The sequence below is a fragment of the Ruoffia sp. FAM 26255 genome, from assembly GCF_045528525.1.
GTDB classification, from domain to species: Bacteria; Bacillota; Bacilli; order Lactobacillales; family Aerococcaceae; genus Ruoffia; species Ruoffia tabacinasalis.
In genome coordinates, this window is record NZ_JBGQQX010000010.1 from 21384 (window position 1) to 37330 (window position 15947).

Annotated in this window: 16 protein-coding genes and 1 pseudogene; all 17 read right to left on the reverse strand. The window is 34.5% G+C overall.

What is annotated here, in order from left to right; translation table 11 throughout:
• Positions 1–162 (reverse strand): hypothetical protein, encoded by a 162-nt coding sequence (locus tag ACEN31_RS03350; RefSeq protein WP_407094210.1) that lies wholly within the window; start codon positions 160–162, stop codon positions 1–3.
• Between the two features lie 145 nt (positions 163–307).
• Complete coding sequence (locus ACEN31_RS03355; protein WP_407090519.1) at positions 308–652, reverse strand: hypothetical protein; 345 nt, start codon at positions 650–652, stop codon at positions 308–310.
• A gap of 159 nt (positions 653–811) precedes the next feature.
• Positions 812–1519, reverse strand: coding sequence for a DUF4230 domain-containing protein (locus ACEN31_RS03360; RefSeq protein ID WP_407090520.1), 708 nt, complete (start codon positions 1517–1519; stop codon positions 812–814).
• Between the two features lie 93 nt (positions 1520–1612).
• Entirely contained in the window at positions 1613–2038 is a 426-nt protein-coding gene (locus ACEN31_RS03365; RefSeq protein ID WP_407108623.1) for a hypothetical protein, read from the reverse strand.
• A 143-nt stretch (positions 2039–2181) separates the two neighbouring features.
• Entirely contained in the window at positions 2182–2472 is a 291-nt protein-coding gene (locus ACEN31_RS03370) for a transposase (protein WP_171031380.1), read from the reverse strand.
• Positions 2473–2845: 373 nt separating this feature from the next.
• Positions 2846–4618, reverse strand: a complete 1773-nt coding sequence (locus ACEN31_RS03375; RefSeq protein WP_407094206.1) for a flavocytochrome c — start codon at positions 4616–4618, stop codon at positions 2846–2848.
• 379 nt (positions 4619–4997) lie between these two features.
• Positions 4998–5669 (reverse strand): annotated as a pseudogene (locus ACEN31_RS03380) (IS3 family transposase); the annotation flags it as partial.
• Between the two features lie 71 nt (positions 5670–5740).
• On the reverse strand, positions 5741–5992 hold the full coding sequence (locus ACEN31_RS03385) for a transposase (protein ID WP_407094995.1): 252 nt from the start codon (positions 5990–5992) through the stop codon (positions 5741–5743).
• 574 nt (positions 5993–6566) lie between these two features.
• Positions 6567–7835 (reverse strand): exo-beta-N-acetylmuramidase NamZ domain-containing protein, encoded by a 1269-nt coding sequence (locus ACEN31_RS03390; protein ID WP_407108624.1) that lies wholly within the window; start codon positions 7833–7835, stop codon positions 6567–6569.
• Positions 7836–8112: 277 nt separating this feature from the next.
• A complete protein-coding gene (locus ACEN31_RS03395; protein WP_407108625.1) occupies positions 8113–8961 on the reverse strand; it encodes an NAD-dependent epimerase/dehydratase family protein in 849 nt (282 codons plus the stop codon).
• Between the two features lie 189 nt (positions 8962–9150).
• Positions 9151–10023: a UTP--glucose-1-phosphate uridylyltransferase GalU gene (gene galU, locus ACEN31_RS03400; RefSeq protein WP_407108626.1), complete on the reverse strand. Its 873-nt coding sequence runs from the start codon at positions 10021–10023 to the stop codon at positions 9151–9153.
• An 81-nt stretch (positions 10024–10104) separates the two neighbouring features.
• Positions 10105–11274, reverse strand: a complete 1170-nt coding sequence (locus tag ACEN31_RS03405) for a nucleotide sugar dehydrogenase (protein ID WP_407108627.1) — start codon at positions 11272–11274, stop codon at positions 10105–10107.
• 424 nt (positions 11275–11698) lie between these two features.
• On the reverse strand, positions 11699–11872 hold the full coding sequence (locus ACEN31_RS03410) for a hypothetical protein (RefSeq protein ID WP_407108628.1): 174 nt from the start codon (positions 11870–11872) through the stop codon (positions 11699–11701).
• 88 nt (positions 11873–11960) lie between these two features.
• Positions 11961–12143 (reverse strand): hypothetical protein, encoded by a 183-nt coding sequence (locus tag ACEN31_RS03415; RefSeq protein WP_407108629.1) that lies wholly within the window; start codon positions 12141–12143, stop codon positions 11961–11963.
• Positions 12144–12504: 361 nt separating this feature from the next.
• Entirely contained in the window at positions 12505–12648 is a 144-nt protein-coding gene (locus ACEN31_RS03420) for a hypothetical protein (protein WP_407108630.1), read from the reverse strand.
• A gap of 586 nt (positions 12649–13234) precedes the next feature.
• Positions 13235–14638: a lipopolysaccharide biosynthesis protein gene (locus ACEN31_RS03425; RefSeq protein ID WP_407108631.1), complete on the reverse strand. Its 1404-nt coding sequence runs from the start codon at positions 14636–14638 to the stop codon at positions 13235–13237.
• A gap of 1 nt (position 14639) precedes the next feature.
• A complete protein-coding gene (locus tag ACEN31_RS03430) occupies positions 14640–15857 on the reverse strand; it encodes a polysaccharide pyruvyl transferase family protein (RefSeq protein WP_407108632.1) in 1218 nt (405 codons plus the stop codon).
• Between the last annotated feature and the right edge of the window lie 90 nt (positions 15858–15947).

The window sequence follows — 15947 nt, forward strand, 5'->3', positions numbered from 1 at the left end:
TTAAATTGACAAACGAAAATATACATCTTCACTCACACCAGCGTCTTCCCCCACAAAACCAGCCGGACTACTATTACCACTAGCTCCTTCACCTTCATAAGGAACACTTAATCCTTCTGCTTTCGACAGGTATTCTGAATCACCCGTACTCCATAATTTCAACTTATTCTTAGCAGCGTAGTCTTGGGCTTGGTAGATTGCTTGGACATACTTACTGTTAGGGAGGTAGCCATTGATATAGCGAGCGATAGCTAAGCCTCAGTGACAAGAATCTTTTGAAGCAAGATGCCATCAACCCAGATATGGACTAGATCCCTTTGATACTTATCTTTGGTTGCCCTTCATACTCGATTTGTATGAGGACAGCCTCTTTGAGCAAGTCGCGCACCCTATTCTTCGCCTCTTTTGCGTAAGGTTTATTCTGCATCTCTGACGCATCAATGAGCAAGAATCGTGCTTTTATAGATGGTTCCTCTGCTCGATCCAAGATAAAATCAGTCGTATCGCCATCAATCACACTGAAATCCTTGACAGTAATAAGCTCGCTTTTGTTCTGACTCTCGGCGAGTATTTTGTAGCCTAAGATCTCTTCTGTGACTTTTGCACTGATTGCGGTAGGGAAGATGACGCTGATTAAAATCACAACCACCATGAAAGTATTGATTAATTTTTTTCATCGTAATTCTCCTCCCTTCGTTCTATAACTAGTTATTATACTCCGCTTTAATATTATGACAATGATGGGTGTTTTTAGGAAAAACAAAAACCAGCTTCCTACATTACTGTAGAAAACTGGTTGTATTTTTAATATCTATTGGAAAACGATTGTGTAATTTCCATCCTCAATCTCTGGGTTAATTTTCAAGACTGTCATAATCGCTTGTTGGGCTTGTTTGTTAGCTTCTTCTAATAGGCCGTTAGCAGTGGCTTGTTCTTCAACCACTTTCTCTTGCTCAATAGCGAAGGCTTGATAGTCTTCAATCTTAATTGGGTTGAAGATTGAGTTCTCTTCGTCCAACACTTTGATAGATACTTCATCTAGTTCATGAGACAGAATTTGAGAATCCGGGATATCAATGTAAATTTCTGCATCTCTCACATCAACATTCACAGCTTCCATGTCAATCCCAGCATGGATAATACCTGAATACGTTAAGATAAAATTCTTCTTAGTGAAAGGAACGTTCCAACCGTAAAATGTGTTCTGGTCCTCGAATGCGCCAGCATTAGTGTAATGATATTTAGTCGTAGTCAACTCTGATACCGTTTCAATCTGATGTTGTATTAAATTACTATCAATAGTTGGGCCTTCTTCTTCATCACCACTTGTTATAGCATAAACTCCTATACCCAATAGAAGAACAAGTACACCAATCACTAATGCAGTAAGAGAAAAAAGATTCAACGACTTAAATGCATTCAACCACTTTGGTGAAGAATTACTTCGTTCCTTGTTATCCCCAACAGTTGACTCATCTTTCAAAACTTTTTCTTCTTCCGTCAACTTTTTATCATCCATATCGCTACCTCCAATAATTAGTTTATCGTGTTTAACTTGTAATAACAGTCAATTTATTATAACAAATTAAACGGCAATAAGCCTTAACTATTTTTAGTCTTTTTGACTATTTTCAATCTTCGCCGATGTAATAAGAGAGGTTACAACAGCCATCAACTTATTACCATCAATACTTTTACTAATATTAAAATTCTCCTGATTTTCTTTATTACTTATCAGATTCTTCCAGAAGACTTTTACATCTTGCTCGTAGAGATTAATATCATAGAGAAGATTCGCTAAGTAAATGATTAAGTCTTGATGACTATATATCTCATCTATACTTAAGCCTCCAAAATTATTCGCTTCCTCAAGTAAGACAAACTTTCTAAAATACTCTGGTGGCACATTGGATTGTAAGCCCAATAAAGGGTTAATTAATAGCTGAATAGATGATATTAATAAATTAATTGACATCCCTAGAGCATATTTTTGAGAATTAGACAACATATCATAATTATGTTCAAATTTCTTAATCATGCGGGATAACTCTTCACAGCACAGTCGTTGGTTACTTTTTTCACGCTTACGCCAATGGTAATAGCCACTTTTGGAGACACCTAAAACTTGGCACACCTTCACAACACTAAACTCGTGTTGGTGCTGTTCTATGAAGTCATAAATTACTTCTGGTCTTTGGCGAAGAAGTCCATACCCTTTTTTAAAATTGCGTTTTCCTCTTCAAGATCACGCAATTTCTTTTGAAGGTCTTTCACTGCTTTGTCTTCTGGTGCGCTGTTCCCACTGCCGATAAAGTTTGAACCGTCTTCACTTTCTTTAAATTTTTTGACCCAGTTGTGAAGCGTTTGTTCGGCTACATCTAATTCTCTAGCTACTTGCGCGACAGCTTTTCCAGTTTGGACGACTAACTTTGCTGCGTGTATTTTAAATTCTTTATTATGTTGTTTTCTCATTGTCTTACACTCCATCCGTTCAATTGGTGTATGTTTAGTATACATTAAACTCCCAATTTAACGTGTCCCATATTTAGACTAACATCAAACTGCTCAATACTTATATCTCTATACTGCATATAAACACTTACTTTCAAAAAGATATTTGTAATTAATAATAACTTTTTAGGGGGAATAAGCAAAGGGAATTTTGTTGATGCATAAAATCAGACCAGATTATAAGTATTGTAGAAAATGGGGTTAGATTTCTGTAATTAGCTAATGAACAAAATTTTGTATAGTAATTAAATAATAAATAAGCAGGAAATCCGTTACTATCAGTAACGGATTCCCTGCTTTCAATTGTTATTTCTCTTTTATATTTCTACTTCAATTATTTCGCAATTTCTTGCCCAGCAATACGCCCGAAAGTAATTACATCTGAGATAGCATTGCCACCTAAGCGATTCTCACCATGCACAACGCCTGTTGCTTCACCTGCAGCATAAAGCCCTTCGATGACATTCCCCTCTGTATCTAATACTTGAGCTTGTGTATTAATAACTACTCCACCCATTGTATGATGTACAGACGGTTTACATTTCATCAGATAATATTTACCCTTTTCTAACGAGTGAAGTCCTGAACGATGATTGAAATCTGGATCTTTGCCATCCTCAGCATATTGATTTACCTTTTCTACGGTCTGTTTAAGCGCTTCTGAATCAATATCAAAATGTTCTGCTACTTCTTCAATTGAATCACCTACAACAAGTAGTTCTGACTCTAACAACTCATTGTATTCTGCCTCATGAAGCTCTTTAGATTGAGAAATTTGGTCTAGCTCATCATTCCATAATTGGTAGGCGTAAGAACCGGTTTGATCTAAGATAGCTTTAGAAATCACATCTCTACGTTCTAATTCTTCAACAAACCGTTGACCTTCCTGATTTATAAGAATAGCTCCATCAAATCGAGTATCAGCGAGTAATGAAATCATACCTGTTTCAGGGTTAGAGACCGGGTATGTTTGAATATTTTCCATATTGGTTAGAGCAGCTCCAACTTCTTCTGCCATTGTTAACCCATCCCCGGTTGATCCGACTGAAACTGTACTTAAATATTCCTCGCCATATTCAGAATTGGCTTCTTCACGCATTTCAACATTCGCACCAAAACCTCCACTTGTTATAATTACACCATCATTAGCATGGAATTTATAATCCGTTCCATTATTATGAGTTGCTTCAACACCAACGACTTTATTATTTTCGTCTTGGATCAGTTTTGTAGCTTTAGTATCAAGATAAGTAGCCACACCTACCTCATCAGCCTTATTCTTTAATTTTATTACTAACTCCTGACCAGTGTGCCCAAGAGGAATTAATGCACGCTCAACACTGTGTCCTCCGAATTGGAAAAGCTGATCTTCATAAAATTCTACCCCTACATGGTCTTTCAGCCACTCCGCAGAAGCTAAAGCATTTTCAGCTAAAACTTGAATAATTTCAGGGTCTCCCTTTTCATTCCCACCTTCAAATGTATCCTGATAATATAATTCAACACTATCCTTTTCAGAAATACCTAATTTCTCTTGAACCCAATTACCCGGTGCATTCATTTCGCCCCCACTAATAAGAGTATTACCTCCTACTGCAGGCATTTTTTCTAGTAACAAGACTGACTTCCCAGCTTCAGCTGCTTCAATAGATGCACTTAGTCCTGCACCACCAGCTCCAATAATGACAATATCATAAGTTTCTTCTTCAATTTCTCTCGACTCTTCAGTATTACCTTTTTCTATTGTAGTAAGTGAGATACCTGACTTTTCGATCGCATCTTGCACAGCTTGTAAAAATCCTTCACTTGTCGCTGTTGATCCTGATACAACATCCACTTCTACAGAATTATTCTCAATAATGGCGTCACTTAGTGATTGATACACCGGTTCAGCGAGCACTTCATTCTCCTGACTATCAAGCACCTCAATCGATTGAATCTTTTCATCTTCAACCGTCACTTCTACTTTTACATCCCCATGCTTTCCTTGTCCAATCCCTTCAAACACTTTAGCATCGACAGATTGAGAAGGTATTACTGACATCAACACGGCTAGCATTAATAATAATACTGTAAAGATAAGACTTGATTTATTAATAAACTTCATATGTTTTACTCCTTTATAAATTATTTTGATTAACTGAATGCCACTCTAGAGGATAGTTCAATGGTTTACAAGTTACTTTAAAAAAATACTCGAATCAAATTCGAGACTTTTCAATGACAGATAGTCAAAAAAAAAACATTTAAGAATACTACAGCCTCCTCCCTTTTGATTAATTAGTATTGAAAAAACCTTCATAGACTATCATACGATTGCCGTTCATATTGTTATGCACTCTTCAAATTCATTATATAAATATTTTTTATATGAGTCAAGGGATAATCAAAAATTATCATTGATATTAGATGACAATCAACTGGGAAGAGAGAACTGATACTATGTTAAGAAATTGGACAAATTAAATTGAGATATTCCAAAATATTTAATTTGAAGCTAACGCGCTTCGCTTGCTGGCCTTATCGTAACAGTTTCCTTTGCGGCTCATGCTCGTAATCATGTTGTGTTCACGCAGAATTCCTCGGTATTCATGTGACGCATACTGGCTGGTACGATCTGAATGATGAATCAGTCCTTCTGTTGGTTTTTGTCTACCAATCGCTCGCTTTAGCGCAACGATGACTAGCTCTTTTGTCATTCGATGGCTCATATGCCAACCTAGTATTCTTCGCGAATATAAATCCATAATGGTCGCTAAATATAGCCAGCCTTCATTCGTGCGGATATACGTAATATCGCCGACCCAAACCTTTCCAGGAGTGTCCACTTGAAATTTTTGATTCAGTAAATTTGGATAAATCGGAAAGGAATGTTTGGAATTCGTTATCGCTTTATATTTCTTGACCTTTTTTGAGCGAATTCCCTCCGCTTTCATAATTCGGGTTACTGTTTTCTGAGAAACATTTATTCTTTTTTGATTTAATTTTTTCGTAATTTTAGGACTGCCATAAATAGAGCGTGAATTAATATAAACCTCTTTTATTTGGCGGGTTAACTCTTCACAGCACAGTTGTTGGTTACTTTTTTCACGCTTACGCCAATGGTAATAGCTACTTTTGGAAACACCTAAAACTTGGCACACCTTCACAACACTAAACTCGTGTCGGTGCTATTCTATGAAATCATAAATTACTTCTGGACTTTGGCGAAGATGCCCATAGCCTTTTTTTAAATTGCGTTTTCCTCTTCAAGATCACGCAATTTGTTTTGAAGGTCTTTCACTGCTTTGTCTTCTGGCGCGCTGTTCCCACAGCCAATAAAGTTTGAACCGTCTTCACTTTCTTTATATTTTTTGACCCAGTTGTGAAGCGTTTGTTCGGCTACATCTAATTCTCTAGCTACTTGTGCGACAGCTTTTCCAGTTTGGACGACTAATTTTGCTGCGTGTATTTTAAATTCTTTATCATATCGTTTTCTCATTGTCTTACACTCCATCCGTTCAATTGGTTTATGTTTAGTATACATTAAACTCCCAATTTAACATGTCCCATATTTAGACTAACATCAGCTTGACCAATTCAATCATCCACCCCAAGCTGACATTTCATTATGGTAGTGCAAGCTACTACGTAATATTCAATAAAAGCCCCTTATTTTACATTAATAAGAAATCATTTCTATCTATTTCATTATTATGTCTTCTAACAAATAGTTGGAATTATATAGTTATTAAACATTATTTGAGGCAGAATTATGCTAAAAGAATATCAAGTAAGTCGCCCTATCTCTTCCAGTAATGGTGGAGCACCTTCTGATTAGAAATAGCTTTTCTCCGCACTTGGTAGAGCTAAAGTCCAAACAACTGGGGCTATCTAGTCGCTATAATCATGAACTATGTAGAATTCCTTTACACCAAACAAATTAACTATAATTTGATACCATTATTTTTCTAAAATATCTATTTTATGCCTAGTGCGACTTCCTTTGAGTAAAAGCATCCTTACGTAAAAAACACCTCCCTAGATTAATTTCTAAGGAGGTGCTCACATATAGTCTATTCTTCACCACTTGGGTAGATAAGATATTCTTCACGAGTTGATTTAAATGATAGTAATTTTTCGTCCCATTTTGCGATGATTTCTTCCACTGGCTGGCCTGCTTTCAAGTCCTCTTCAATAGACGACTTACCAGTTAATTTAGCTAGCCATTGATCTTCACGCCACTCAATCTCATCTGGGTATAGATTATTCAACACGTGAATCATTGATAGACCCGTATAAAGTGGATCATATTCTTCACGGTCTGTCACATAAACTTCGACCCCCTCAGCGAGCTTCCCTTCAAGCTTTTGTCCAGGAGCGGGAGTAAAGGCAGCTGCTCTGAATTTAACACCACTTAAGTTAAGGTCATTCAATGCTTGGGCGTATTCCTTACCATTCACAAAGTCCGAGCCAACCAATTGGAATGGTTTTGTTGTGCCTCGACCTTCGGAAACATTCACGAATGTCTCAAATAATCCGGTAATTGGGTAAACATCTATACTATCGGTTGTTGGCATATTGGGTGATGGCATTACGAATGGAATATCTAGTTCAGCATAAGATTCACTTCGGTCATAACCTTGCATTTCAACCACTTCTAGGTCAACACCCAAATCAAATTCCCCATTAAAATACTGTGCTAACTCTCCAAAAGTCATCCCGTGAACTAACGCTAAATCCTTCAAGCCAACAAAAGAAGAATGTTCTTCTTCAACAACTACTGGACCTGCAACTAAATCTCCACCTAACGGGTTCGGACGGTCAAGTACGACCACTTGCTTCCCTTCTTCAGAGGCTGCTTCCATAATATTATACAACGTCCAAACGTAAGTATAATAAGTTACCCCCGCATCTTGAATATCAAAGACGAGTAGATCCACATCTTTTAACATCTCTGAACTTGGTTTACGTGTCTCCCCGTATAAACTATATACTGGTAATTCTGTTTCTGGATCCGTATAAAACTCAACATACTCCCCCGCTTCAGCATTCCCACGAACCCCATGTTCTGGACCATATAAAGCGGTTAATTTAATATCAGAATCTTCAAATAACAAATCAACAGTTGTATTTAAATCCTGGTCAACTCCGGTAGGATTCGTTACAAGCCCCACTCGCTTCCCTTCAAGTAAATCTTTGTGATCAGACAACAACATTTCTAGACCAAACTTGAAATCATCTTCAGCCTGCACTACTGGCAAGCTAGTAATTAGAAGTGACAAACCTAACATAAACACCCCTAACGCCTTCAAAACACCCGACATACTTCCTTTTCTCTCCATACACTTTCATTCCTTTCTGATTAACTATAATTACACGCCAAATTAGTGAAGCGCTTTCTTTAATTTATTATAAACATTTGAAATATAATTACAAGTCATATCTCACGATTATGAAATAAAATTTATGAAAATCAAATAGAGTTCTTCAATTTATGATGTTGGTGAGTTAATCTCACTGATATCATAAATCGTAGAACCATAAAATAACAAAATTTCTTCAGAAGTGAATACAAAAAAAGGAGGATTAAGATACCACTCTCCCTCAAAAAATACTCTACTAACTCAACTCCGTCTCTCGCACAGACTCACTAAAACCTCTGACATTATAATTTGTATGATACTCACTCATTGCTTGTTCGTAATACAAGTCACCAAAAACTTTATTAACGACATTGATGCCCATCATGCTTTTAATCAACGGATTAAACAACTTGGTCACACCTATACGATGATTGGATATCTTCCCAATTTCTTTAACAAGATCCGTTGTTGTGACATAATCTACATTTTGAGGATGGTAATAACCTCGGTCCTGGTTATCAATAACTAACCTTAGAAACTCTGATAAGTTATCTACATGTAACATACTACGTCTATTATCATAATCAGGGAAAAGTGGTGTAACTTTAGCTAACTTAGAAAGTCTAGGATAATTCCCTTTCGATTCATGCCCATAAATCATTGGCGGACGAACATAAGCCACTCGAAAATCCTCGGATTCCAATCGCTCTAACTCGCGCTCAGCTTGCAACTTACTATCCCCATAGAAATTATCTGGCTGAGGCACTGTATCTTGTCTAATAGCAGCTTGATCAGTCCCAAAGACAATCATACTACTCATATAAACAAAATGCCTTACACCCTCTTTTTTAGCCTTGCTGGCCACTTGCACAGTTAGATCACGATTGACTGAATAATACAAATTTTCTAATGACTTATTTGATGAATTATGTGCTATCCCCGCCACATGGATAATTGAATCATAACCACTCCAGTCGATATCTTGCCACTTATCAGTTTGCAAGGATACCTTATCAACTTGATACTTTTCTGGCCAGAGAGCTAACCATGCAGCAAGCCTATTCCCTATATAACTATTTCTTCCTGTAATTAGAACTTTCTTCATTATCAATTCACCTAACCCAATTTATTTACTAACTAAGACTTACCCCATTATAACAAAATAAATCTGCCCTATGAACGATATACACAATATAAATGACTTACATGTATTATATGTTTCTTACATAGAAATAATAAAAAAGTGTTAATGAAAGGATCTCTCTCACCAACACTAACAAAAATTCTACTGTAATTAAAAGCGTTCCACAACTCTCATCAAATAATCCTTCAATCCATCCTTCAGTTCCGGATGTTGTAGCCCATACTCGATATTAGCCTCTAACATCCCTAATTTATTTCCTACATCATAACGTTTCCCTTTGAACTCTAAGGCAAAGACACGTTGCGTCTGATTTAAAGTATCAATTGCATCTGTCAATTGTACTTCACCACCTCGCCCTGGTGCTTGCGTTTCAAGAATATTAAATATCTCTGGCTTCAATAAGTAACGACCAATGATGGCTAGGTTACTTGGTGCATCTTCAGGCTCAGGCTTTTCAACAAAGCTGTTAACCGCATAGATTCCCTCTTCTACTTCAGATGTCGGATCAATCACACCGTACTTAGACGTCTCTTCATGGGGTATTGGTATAACAGCTAACGTGGATGCTTTCATCTTGTCATAATTATCAATCAATTGCTTGGTCAAAGGGACATCATCGACCATGATATCATCCCCTAACATGACCACAAATGGCTCATTACCAACGAATGAGCGTGCTTGATAGACTGCGTCCCCTAAACCTTTAGGGCGTTTCTGGCGTATAAAATGCAGTCGAATCTCCGTTGTTTCTTCCACTAAGGCAAGCAATTCATCCTTACCCGTTTCTTGCAAATTATACTCTAATTCAAAATTCGCATCAAAATGATCTTCAATTGGACGTTTGCCTTTACCAGTGATTACAATAATATCTTCAATCCCTGAAGCAATCGCCTCCTCAACGATAAACTGAATCGTTGGTTTATCTACGATTGGAAGCATCTCCTTCGCAATCGCTTTTGTTGCAGGTAAAAAACGTGTTCCCAATCCAGCAGCTGGGATCACTGCCTTACGTACTTTTGACATAATCATTCTCCTTCTTAATAACTATAAAATAAAGGAACTTCACAAAAAATGAAGCCCCATAAATTAATATTACAAATAAATCTAATTATTATTATATACATCACGTGTATAAATCTTATGGCTCACATCTTGAATATCTTCGGATATACGGTTCGCTAAAATACTGCTTGTTATTAATTTGAATGCCGATAAGTCATTAACAACCTTATACCCTTCAAAGGTTTCTTCTTTAATCGTTGGTTCATAAATGACCACTTCAACACCTTCAGCACGAATTTGCTTCATAATGTCAAAAATCGCTGCTTGTCGAAAATTATCAGAGTCTGTCTTCATTGTTAAACGATGGATACCGACAACTTTTGGCTCCTGTTTCAATATTTGGCTCGAAATGAACTCTTTACGTGTTACGTTAGAATCCACAATCGCACGAATTAAATTGTTTGGCACATCCCTATAGTTCGCAAGCATCTGTTTAGTATCTTTTGGTAAACAGTAACCACCGTAACCAAAAGAAGGGTTGTTATAATAGTCTCCGATACGGGGATCTAGGCTAACACCGTCAATAATTGAGTTAGTATCTAACCCTTTAGACTCAGCATACGTATCTAATTCATTAAAGTAAGACACACGTAAAGCTAAGTAAGTATTAGAGAATAACTTCACTGCTTCTGCTTCAGTCGAAGGCATTAATAAGACATCTACTGAACTATCAGCTGCTCCTTCAACCATCAAGTCCGCAAACTTCTGAGCACGCTCAGACACCTCACCGACAATAACACGTGAAGGATGTAAGTTATCATATAATGCCTTACCTTCACGTAAGAATTCAGGTGAGAATACAATCCGCTCAGTCTGATACTTCTTGTTAATCCGTTTAGTATAGCCAACAGGAATCGTTGACTTAATAATAATGGTTGCTTCAGGCGCATAAGATAATGCATCCTCTAACGCACTTTCCAATGCCTCTGTATTAAACTGATCATTCTCATCATCATAATCTGTTGGTGCAGCAATAACAACAAATTCCGGCTGATGCCCATAAGCATAATCCTTATCAATCGTTGCTTCCAGTTGAAGCTTTCCATTCGCTAGAAAGTCTTCAATCTCTTTATCCTTAATTGGTGACTGTCCTTGATTAATCAAATCAACCTTGGCTTGGACAATCTCCAAAGCTCTAACATTGTTATGTTGGGCTAGTAAGACAGCGTTAGATAATCCCACGTATCCTAAACCTACGACTGTTATATTCATTCGTTACTCCTTTAAAAGAAAATTAGTTTCCACAATCAATATTTTTATATACAGATTAACACATATAATAAATTGTTAATTTTATAACCATCCTTATAACATTGTGATTTACATTATCAATACCCTTCTTCCAATAAAAAAACTATATAATATAAATGACTCACACTTATATTATATAGACTAACTTGTACTTTGATAAAAAATTCCTACACAGTTTCATAACTCTCAAATGCCCGATTATTGTATCGATACTCATCGAATATATAGACATACACATTAGCATGTTCTAACAAATAAGGGATGAAATTATCTTTAGCATCGATATTATTACCAGCATGAATATGGTAATTAAAAAACTAACATATTCTTGCTTAATAATATAAAACGTCGGCACACTATATAGAAAGATTACTTCAGCTGGCTTCTATTCAAAGCCAATAACCTTACATTCAGTATCAATATCTGATGTACCACCACGAATTAATTGAACTGGAACCCCTCGATTATATAGACTAATAATTTTCTCTTGCTTCTCTTTGTAGAGATTAATAAAGTCAGTTAATTCAAAGCCAAATAAATTATCTTCGACGACAATCATTAAGTCATCATTAACTTGTTAATTATCAATCAAGGTCTGTATATCTCCAATTGCAGCAAAAACCGTTTCATTCGATAATGTTCCATCATTAAAAACGGTTAACTAACACATTAATTCGCTTGATTAAACCAATCGGTAAAGTGGCTGAATACTTCTCATTCATCACGATATAGACCTCATCTAGCACTTCAACTTGATTCAACTTCTTAATGATAAGATTTAAGATACTTTTGCCACCAGTTTCAAGTAAAGGCATTTGTTGATTCTTCATTAATGGGAAAAGTCAGGTTGCATAACCTACTGCAAACATAATTGCTTTCATGCTTATTCAAACCCATTTAGATTAACAAACCGGGCACCATCCTATGTCTGACAAAAATTCACTTCATAGACATCCTTATAATCAGGATATTTACTCGAATAGTTGGCAACAATCTGTGCTTTAATATACTCCTTAAAGTCAGGATTCACTATACCAATTACAGCACTACAGTAACCTCCACCACTTGGACGGGACTCATATACCCATTCAGTTTTCTTCAAGATATTGTTGATAGTCTAATCTCTGGTATGCCTGATTCTTGTTTATAGAATGAAATAAGACCGGATTCAAAAATCAATTGTCCAAAGGCTTATAAGCCGCCCTTAGCCCAAACGTTAGCACTTTTTTCTATACGTTCTTGTTGCGTATAGAAATGTGCTGCTTGTTTATAAAAGCTCGATAGCCATTTATCTTTATGCATCTCATGTTCCCACTCGTAGCAATCCATTGCCATTAATTATTTATATAAACTTAGGTTATTCGTAAATAGATCAAGAATCCCGATCTTTAAACCTATAAAATCTGTCTGGACCCAATGACTTTACTAAACAAATCTTACTTATTAAAATCAATATCACTTGTATCGCTTAGAATCATTAAGTAATCTATAGTTACATCTGCCTATTTACTCAAACACCAATCGGGAACTTCCGAACCGTGAATGTAAGTTTCTCAGAAATTTGTGATTTACCATAAGTCAAGCAACAAATGCAAATACTCTTTAACAAGAAAATTCTTCCTCTTAATGTTAATATAGCTATCCTCGCGCAGAGCATAGACCATGTCCACACTTGGATCAATCGTTAAGCTCGTCACTTTACCACCCTGATAATCCGAATGTAAACAAAGGGGCCAAATTCGTAGAAGGGAGCGGACGGCTCGTAAATCACCTTCATCTGTGAATGATTCTAAAACTTTCCTGTAATAAATTTCAATAATATATCTCAAGTCTCTTTACAGAAATAATTAGTGAATCTTATTACGGATACCTTTTTTATGACTAATAAACTTAAATCACTACCTTATATATTTCTTTAAAATTATTTTGTAGATTTATTTAATAATATTTTAAATAGATTTAAAAATAATTTTCTATTATAATAAATTAGATATAAGACAATTATAATTTGAATCACAAATTCAAGTAATAGTGAGAAATTTATAAATAATACGATTATTTGTAATGATAATAGTATCAAATAGTTTATTAAAAATTTTAATTCAATTTTAATAAAAATATATTTATTCACTATGACGTATCTTAATAGAAACATTACAAAGAAACTACTCATTGATGCAATTCCAGCACCTATTAAACCAAAAATAGGTATTAATATGTAATTTAACAATAAACTCACTATACCTCCGTAAATAGAAGTTTTAAATACTTCCTTTGTCTCTTTAGTCGCAATAAATATTGCTCCTAAAAAGCTTGAGAAGGAAGAAAAAACCACGCCTAAAAGTAAAAACGGAACAACTTTCCACGACTCATAGTATTCTACTGCAAAAACATAATATAATAGTGGTTTAATAATCAAGATTATTACAGATGAGGAAATAAACATTAAACTTATAAAGTTTTGAAATATTTTGGAATAAAAATCAGAATTTCCTTGGTTTTCATATTCCTCAATAGCAGATAATTGCCAAGCTTGAGAAAAAACTTGACTAATCAAATTTATAAATGTTGGTATTCGACTAGCAACAGCAAATAAACCATTGGCGCTTAATCCCACATAAAATAATATAAAATATCTACTTGAAGCGTTAATTATCCACCACATTAGAGCATTTGGAATTAGAGGAACCGAATATTTTAATAATTTTTTGATTGTAGTTGAATTTATAACCTTAATTTTTATTATATTTGATGGTTTAATATTGTAAATAAGATAGCTTATGGTAATAGTATAAGCAAAAACCATAGATAATAAATAGCCTTCTATCCCCAATTTTAAAAAAACTAAAAATATTATATTTAGTATGCCTGTACTAAAAGTAAGTATAACTCCATTCAAAGCGAAAACTTTTACCTTTCCAATCCCTCTTGCATAATGTGCCAATAACCTCTCAAATACCTGTCCAAATAAAATCAAATAAAAATATGGCAAATGATTTATTTCTAATCCGAAATATTTAAAAAAAGGCCAAAAACTCAAGCTTAAAATTAAACCAATAGTAGTGATGAAAAGTGCGTTTGAAAAAATTATAGTTTTATTTGAATTTTTGTTCATAGCGAAGCGTAGAACCGCGTCATACATACTAAATGACACTATTGGAAGCAGCATTGAAACAGTGGTGATTAAAATATCTACACTCCCATACTCTTGAGCAGAAAGATAATATGTATAGATAGGAACTAAAATGATATTAATAATCTTACTACCAAGACTACCTATAGCAAATACAAATGAATTATTTAATAATTTTTTATATGAGTTCATATCAATTCTCTTCCCAATAATTAATTTTCTTATGGCTCAAGTCCGACAATATTTCTTCGTTTATATTAGCTTTACTTCTAATAACTTTTAATTGATTACTTATTTGTTTATTCTCGTAGTTTAAATTATTACTTAATTTTTTAACTAAATTCTCGATATTTAAAATTTCATTTGATAAATTTCCAAAATTGAATAACATACTACTACTATCGATTATATCAAATAGCGCATCAACTTTTGGTTGCCATGATAACCCAATAACAGGAATATACTTGGTATATGCTATAATCATAGAATGCATTCTTGTGCCAATTAATATATCAATTCCATCGTATAAATTGAGTAAATCTTTCAGACCATTAATATTTATTTTTTTAACTTTTTTTTTATTGATGATTCCTTTATAGACATCATCAAGTGCACTTTGATCTTCCTTGGTAGAGGTGTATAAAATTATTCTATATACGTGACCTAACCTATTTATTAAACTTTGATAATTTTCAACTGTATCTTTATAATTTATTTTTTTATCTCTAAAATGTCTACTATCTATTATATTAATTCCTATAGTTGGTTCTGTTGCTTCTTCTATGTTTCCCTTAACATTTTTATATTTATATAAGAATACTGGATCAATTGAAATTTCTGCCTTTTCCTTAATGCCGCCATTACTTATATATAAATCGTAAGACTGTTTGTCTCGAAAAGATATAACTGTACAATCGTTTAAAGACTGTATTGCCGAATTGAGATGGAAAGAATTACGAAATGGTCCAATCCCAATATCCATTGCAAATAAGGGTAAATGATTTTTCTTAGCAATTTGAACATATTTATCAAAGTTCGAAACATTTGATTCGTCATCATTTATGGACATTATCATATTCCCACCGCCCACTATTATTACATCAAATTGGTCAATGAATTTGTCATTATCAACACTATTGATACTTGGAATGTTAAGATACTTCGTTTTTAATTTTATATACTTATCAATTAAAAAATTCAAGCCGATTTTACTAATAAAGTTCACAATTGCATACTTAAATGAGTAATTCGTTGGTTCTACACTATCTATATCTTTAAACTTATACGGATCTCCTGTTAAATTATATTTAGTTACTTCACCGTATTTGCTAATAATTTCACTGAGTTTGTTAGCAATTACTAAATCTCCAATATTTGGAACATTGAATCTACTTACTAAAAGATATTTCAATTAAATGCCTCTCTTTCAAAATATATATATTTATTTAGTAAAAAATATTTTTTTATTAAAAGTTACTACTATCAAATAATTAATCTATAT